The following is a 6,316-nucleotide window of genomic DNA, read 5'->3' as shown; positions in this document are numbered from 1 at the left end:
GACCCAAAAGCGCGCAAGGCGGTGTGAGTTTCTATGTCACACTCGCCGAACTCCAGACCGCTGTCATCAGGTTGTTGGCCTATTGCCCGTACTGTGGCCGCGCCCCCACCTAACAAAGCACTACTAGGGCCATTCCCCGTTACACTGAGCCACGACTTTGGCCGAACTTAAAAAGGACTCCACCTGTGACCCGTCGCCGCATCTCTGTCTCGCTGATCGCCGCCGCCACGACCGCTCTCGCGCTGGTCGCTCCCGCCCAGGCCGAGGAAGCCGACACCGGCCTCTCCAGCCTGAGCAGCACCCTATCCGCCGAGGAAGACGCCCCCGGTGAGGACGACGATGACGTGAACACCAACTCCGGTTCCTTCGAGGTGACCGAAGAGGTGGAGCTCGCCTTCGCCCTCGCCCAGGCGGCCCTGGCCGTCGGTATCGCCGTCACCACGGGATTGGCCGCCTACAGGAAGCTGGTTCCGGGCGGCGACGACCAGGTCAGTAACTTCCTGGGCCAGTTCGGCATCCAGTCCTGACCGTTCAAACACCAGGGCCCCGGTTCTTCCTGAACCGGGGCCCTGGCTGTGTGCTTAGAACAGTTCCTTGGTGGCGATGCGGGCGCCCTCAACGAGGGACTCCAGCTTCGCCCAGGCGATCTGGTGGTGCAGGCGCCCACCCAGGCCGCAGTCGGAGGAGGCGATGACGTTTTCCGGGCCGACCTGCTCGGCGTACTTGATGATGCGGTCGGCGACCAGGCGCGGATGTTCGACGGCATTCATCGAGTGGGAGATGACGCCCGGGTAGATGACCGAGCCGGCGGGCAGCTTATGGTCCTGCCAGACACGCCACTCATGGGCGTGACGCGGCGAGGCGCCCTCAAAGGTGAAGCCGCCGACCTCGGCGCGCAGCACCTCGTCGATGATGTCCTCGAAGGGGACGTCGGTGACGTGCGGGCCGTGCCAGGAGCCCCAGCAGACGTGCAGGCGGGTCTGCTCCCTGGGCAGCCCCTTCAGGGCGTCGTTGATGGCGTCGATGCGGATGCGCAACCAGGCGCGGTAGTCCTCGGTGCTCGGCTCCGGGTTGATCTGGTCCCAGGCCTCCGCCAGATCCGGGGCGTCCAGCTGAACGGTCAGGCCGGCGTCGGTGATCGCCTTGTACTCGTGGTGCAGGGCGGCGGCGCAGGCCTGGACAATCTCGGTGTCCGTCTCGTAGTACTCGTTCTTCAGACGGGCGGCGGCGCCCGGGGAAATGGCCGCGATGAACCCGTCCTTCGCCCCGAACTTGTCCATGGCGTTCTTCAGCAGCTTGGTGTCCGCGTCCACCTGGTCCTGGCCGATGTAGGTCACGGGACCGGTGAACTTGGGGTTACCGACCTTGGCGCGGCCGGTGAAGATGCCGGAGGTCGGGTCGTTGTAGGCCTCGCTGAACAGCTGCCGGTCGCGGCGGTCCGCGAAGGAGGTCAGCTGGATGTTGCCCGGGGTGGAGCGCACGACCTCCTGGGAGGCCCAGCGGTCCTCGTCGGTCATGGTCAGTCCGCCCAGCCGGGTGAAGGCGTAGTTCCACCAGGCGCCGAAGTCGACGGCACCGGAGGTGATGTGGCCGTACTCGCCTTCGTTGATGATGTCGATGCCCAGGTCGATCTGGCGCTTGACCACCTCGTCGACGGCCTTCTCCAGGATCTCGAAGAACTGCTCATCAGTGATGTCGCCTTTGGCGCGCTGCTCGTTGGCCTCCAGCAGCTCCGGGGTGCGCGGCAGCGACCCCACGTGGGTGGTACGGATGTGATCGGTCAAGATACTCCCTTTCGGTCTCGGTGTGCGCAGCCTGTGGTGAGGAACGTTCCCGGGGCTCCGGACGCCACGATCTAGACTGTGTGGTCTATGGTAGCGCCCGGGCTGCCGTCCGCAGCACAGGGGCACCCCCGGACAAGCATCCGTCAGCCGAGGATGCCCTGGCCGAGTGTGGCCTTGAGGTCGCCCATCAGATTTCCGGAGCGTTCCACCCGCAGGTGTTCTCCCAGGATCATCACCGTGGACTCGTCTCCGTTGACCAGGTTGAGGTAGACGTCCGAGTCGCCGGTGTTGGCCTGCAGCACGCTCTTGAGCTTGCTGATGTTGCCCGGAGTGCACTGATCGGTACGCAGTGTCAGGCGCAGCGGTAGACCGGCGCCGTTGCCCGGTCCCAGATCCGGCATCTGCATGTCATCGCAGAACAGGCTCATGCGTTCGTCCCGGATGGACACGTGCGCCTTGGCCAGGATGATGTTGTCCTCCACGATCTGGGAGGAGACCAGGGAGTAGACCTTGTTGAACACCAGGATCTCCACGGAGGCGCCGTTGTGGTCCTCCACCGTGACGATCGCCCAGGGGGAACCGTCCTTCTTCGAGAAACGGCGGTCCACTCCGGAGATGATACCGCCGATGGTCACCTCCGCACCGTGGCGCATCTCGCCGGCCAGGATGGTGGTCAGCGCGGTGTCGGTCTGCATGCCCAGGGCTTCCTCGAAGCCGTCGAGCGGGTGGCCCGAGACGTAGAGGCCCAGCATCTCACGTTCCAGGGCCAACTCGTGCTTGCGGTCCCACTTCTCCTCCGGGATGTCCAGGGCGAAGGCGTTGTTGGCGGCCTCCGCCGACTCCCCACCGAGAGCGGCGAAGAGATCGAACTGTCCCTTGTCGGCGGCCTTCTTCGTGGCGATCACCGAATCCACCGCATCCTCGTGGATGAGCATGAGCCCCTTGCGCGGATGTCCGAGGGAGTCGAAGGCCCCGGCCTTGATCAGCGATTCCGTGATGCGTTTATTGCAGGGCAGGGTGTCGATCTTGTCCAGGTAGTCCGAGAAGTCCCGGAAGTGCCCCTTCTGCTCCCGGGTAGCTACGATGGAGGCGACCACGTCCGACCCCACGTTGCGGATAGCGCCGAGACCGAACCGGATGTCCTCACCCACGGCCATGAAGTCGTTGTCGGACTCGTTGACGTCCGGTGAGAGCACGCGGATTCCCAGGTGCCGGCAGTCCGAGAGGTAGATCGCGGACTTGTCCTTCTTGTCCGCCACCGAGGTCAGCAGCGCCGCCATGTACTCCGGGGCGTAGTGGGCCTTGAGGTAGGCCGTCCAGAAGGACACCAGACCGTAGCCGGCGGCGTGGGACTTGTTGAACGCGTAGCCGGCGAAGGGCAGGATCGTGTCCCACAGAGTCTTGATGGCTTCCTTGGAGTAGCCGTTTTCCTTCATGCCGCCTTCGAAGGTGACGAACTCCTTCTCCAGCACCTCGGGCTTCTTCTTACCCATCGCCTTGCGGAAACCGTCGGCCTGACCGGCCGTGTAGTTGGCCACCTTCTGCGAGATCTTCATGATCTGCTCCTGGTACACGATCAGACCGTAGGTCTCGTCCAGGATCTCCTTGAGTGCGTCCTCGAGCTCCGGATGGATCGGCTCGATCGGTTTGCGGCCGTTCTTGCGGTCCGCGTAGTTCAGGTGGGCATTGACGCCCATCGGGCCGGGGCGGTAGAGAGCCAGCGCGGCGACGATGTCGTTGAAGCCGGTGGGCTGCATGCGCTTGAGCAGCTCCTGCATGCCCCCGCCGTCGAGCTGGAACACGCCGAGAGTCTCTCCCCGACCGAGCAGCTTGTAGGTCTCGTCGTCCACCACGTCGAGGTTCTCCAGGTCGATGTCCTCGCCCCGGTTCTTCTTGATGTTGTCGATCGCGTCACCGATCACCGTCAGGTTGCGCAGCCCGAGGAAGTCCATCTTCAGCAGGCCGATGGCCTCACACGCCGGGTAGTCCCAGCCGGTGATGAGCGCGCCGTCGGCGGGCCGCTTCCACATCGGCACATGGTCCAGCAGCGGAACAGAGGCCATGATCACCGCACAGGCGTGCACGCCGGCCTGCCGGACCACCCCCTCCAGTCCGCGGGCGGTGTCGTAGATCCGGGACACGTCGGGGTCCGACTCGATCAACGCCCGGACATTCGCGGCCTCACCGTAGCGCTCGTGGTCCGGGTCGGTGATACCCGCCAGCGGGATGTCCTTGGCGGCCATCGGCGGCGGAAGTTCCTTGGTGATGCGGTCGGCCATCTGGTAGCCGGGCTGGCCGTACTGCACGCGGGCGGAGTCCTTGATCGCCTGCTTGGTCTTGACCGTGCCGAAGGTGATCACCTGGGCGATCTTGTCCTCGCCCCAGCGCTCCGCGGCGTAACGGATCATCTCCCCGCGGCGGCGGTCATCGAAGTCGATGTCGATATCGGGCGCGGAGGGGCGTTCCGGGTTCAGGAACCGCTCGAAGAGCAGACCGTGCTCCATCGGGTCGATGTTGGTGATGGTCAACGCGTAGGCCACCAGTGCTCCGGCGGCGGAACCACGGCCCGGTCCGACCCGGATGCCGATGGAACGCGCGTGCTTGATGATCTCGGCGACGATGAGGAAGTAGGACGGGTAGCCCTTCATGTCGATGACCTCGATCTCGTATTCAGCGCGATCGATGTACTCCTGCGGGACGCCGCCGCCGTTGAAGCGCTCCTTCAGCCCGTCCATCACCTCGTGGTGCAGCCAGGTGGTCGGGGTGTAGCCCTCCGGGACGTCGGCGACGGGCATGCGGTCGTGCGGGTGGGACTCCCACATCTCGTCATAGGGCTGGACCCGCTCAGCGATCCACAGGGTGTTGTCGCAGCCGTCGGGCACGGTGTCATCGAAGATGTCGCGCATCTGCTCAGCGGACTTGATGTAGTAACCGGTACCGCCGAACTTGAAACGGTCCGGGTCATTGAGGGTCTTTCCGGTCTGCACGCACAGCATGGCCTCGTGTGCCTTGGCCTGGGATTCCAGGACGTAGTGGCAGTCGTTGGTCACCAGCGGCGGCAGATCGAGCTTCCTGCCGATCTCCAGCAGCTCACTGCGCACCCGGGTCTCGATGTCCAGGCCGTGGTCCATCAGCTCCAGGAAGTAGTTGTCGCGGCCGTAGATGTCCTGCCACATCGCGGCGGCCTCGAGCGCCTCGTCGAACTGCCCCAGCCGCAGGCGGGTCTGGACGTCTCCGGAGGGGCAGCCGGTGGTGGCGATGATGCCGTCGGCGTGCTCGGCGATGATCTCGGCGTCCATGCGCGGCCACTTGCCCAGCTGACCCTCGTAGGAGGCCATGGATGACAGGTAGAACAGGTTGCGCAGGCCGGTGGCGTTTTCCGCCAGCATCGTCTGATGCAGGTAGGCGCCGGAAGCGGAGACGTCATCGGACTTCTGGTGCGGCTCGCCCCAGCGCACACGCTTCTTGTTGAAGCGCGACTCCGGCGCCATGTAGGCCTCGATGCCGATGATCGGCTTGATGCCCGAGGACGTCATCTTCTTGTAGAAGGCGTCGGAGCCGAACATGTTGCCGTGGTCGGTGATCCCCACCGCCGGCATCCCCTGCCGTTTCACCTCATCCGCCAGCATGTCCACCTTCGCCATGCCGTCCAGCATGGAGTACTCGGTGTGATTGTGGAGGTGCACGAAGGAGGAGTTCTTGGCCATGGTTCCTCAGTGTAGCCCGCGAATTACACGTTGGGAATCCGCCAAATTTCCCCAGGTGAGAACGCTTATCGACGCCCCGTCAGGCCAGCGCCGGGCGCGGCGCGCCCGGGGCGTCGTTTGCGGGGTGTCCCACAGCAGAGTGGCTCACCGGCGCAGGGCCCACTCGACCAGGTCGGTCCGCAGCCGCGGGAAGTCCCCACTCAGTTCATCCCGCCAACGCGTGACCAGATTCAGGTACGCGACATACTCCGCACCGGACCAGTTCTGGGTGCGGAAGTCCCGCCAACCGGCCTCCCGCAACGCCTCCGCGACGGCACGGTCCAGCATCAGCGCCGGGTGATTGGGACGTCCGGCGCCGCAGAAGTAGAGAAACTTGGTGAACACCGTCGGGCTGATGGTGGAGATGGCCGGGGTACGCACGCCGGTCAGCAGCCGGTTGTAGGCGCTCTCCGCGTCAGTGCCGGACAGCTGCGCCGCCGTCTGCAGAAGTTCCCCGGCCCGCTCCCGGTCCCGGGCGATGGCCCTGACGCGGCGTCGATTGTTGCGGTTGGCCTTCCCCTCCGCCCACGCCATGGTGTTGAAGAGCAGCTGGAGGGCTCCCTCCTGGGATTCGCGCGCCCAATCGGCGTACTCGAACAGCTGGGCACGGGAGATCCAGTCCCCGATCAAACGGGGTTCAAACTCGTGTTCCCGGAGCTCATCCTCCATGGCACGGCGGTTCACCCAGCCACCCTGGTGAAAGATGTCGGGTGTGACGCTGGCGCCGTCGAGCCGGTCCCTCAGCCACGGGGGCGGTGTCAGATTCGGTGTGTTCGCCACACCCGC

At 65.2% G+C, this 6,316-nt stretch carries 4 protein-coding genes; 1 reads left to right on the top strand and 3 read right to left on the bottom strand.

From position 1 onward, the window contains the following. Positions 1–185: 185 nt before the first annotated feature. Positions 186–527, top strand: coding sequence for a hypothetical protein (locus tag ACQCVD_RS12095; protein ID WP_426824017.1), 342 nt, complete (start codon positions 186–188; stop codon positions 525–527). 54 nt (positions 528–581) lie between these two features. Here ACQCVD_RS12095 and ACQCVD_RS12090 read toward each other — a convergent pair whose 3' ends face one another. The 3 genes from ACQCVD_RS12090 to ACQCVD_RS12080 form a co-directional block, all read right to left on the bottom strand. After that, positions 582–1,787 (bottom strand): cobalamin-independent methionine synthase II family protein, encoded by a 1,206-nt coding sequence (locus ACQCVD_RS12090; protein ID WP_426824021.1) that lies wholly within the window; start codon positions 1,785–1,787, stop codon positions 582–584. Positions 1,788–1,927: 140 nt separating this feature from the next. Continuing rightward, entirely contained in the window at positions 1,928–5,491 is a 3,564-nt protein-coding gene (gene dnaE / locus ACQCVD_RS12085; protein ID WP_426824016.1) for a DNA polymerase III subunit alpha, read from the bottom strand. Between the two features lie 144 nt (positions 5,492–5,635). Then, positions 5,636–6,310: a hypothetical protein gene (locus ACQCVD_RS12080; protein WP_426824015.1), complete on the bottom strand. Its 675-nt coding sequence runs from the start codon at positions 6,308–6,310 to the stop codon at positions 5,636–5,638. Positions 6,311–6,316 lie beyond the last annotated feature (6 nt).

Origin of the sequence: Corynebacterium halotolerans, from assembly GCF_050107895.1 — a bacterium.
Taxonomy (GTDB): Bacteria; Actinomycetota; Actinomycetes; order Mycobacteriales; family Mycobacteriaceae; genus Corynebacterium; species Corynebacterium halotolerans_B.
The sequence above is the reverse complement of the archived record's forward strand: the minus strand, read 5'-3'. Positions and strand labels throughout refer to the sequence as shown.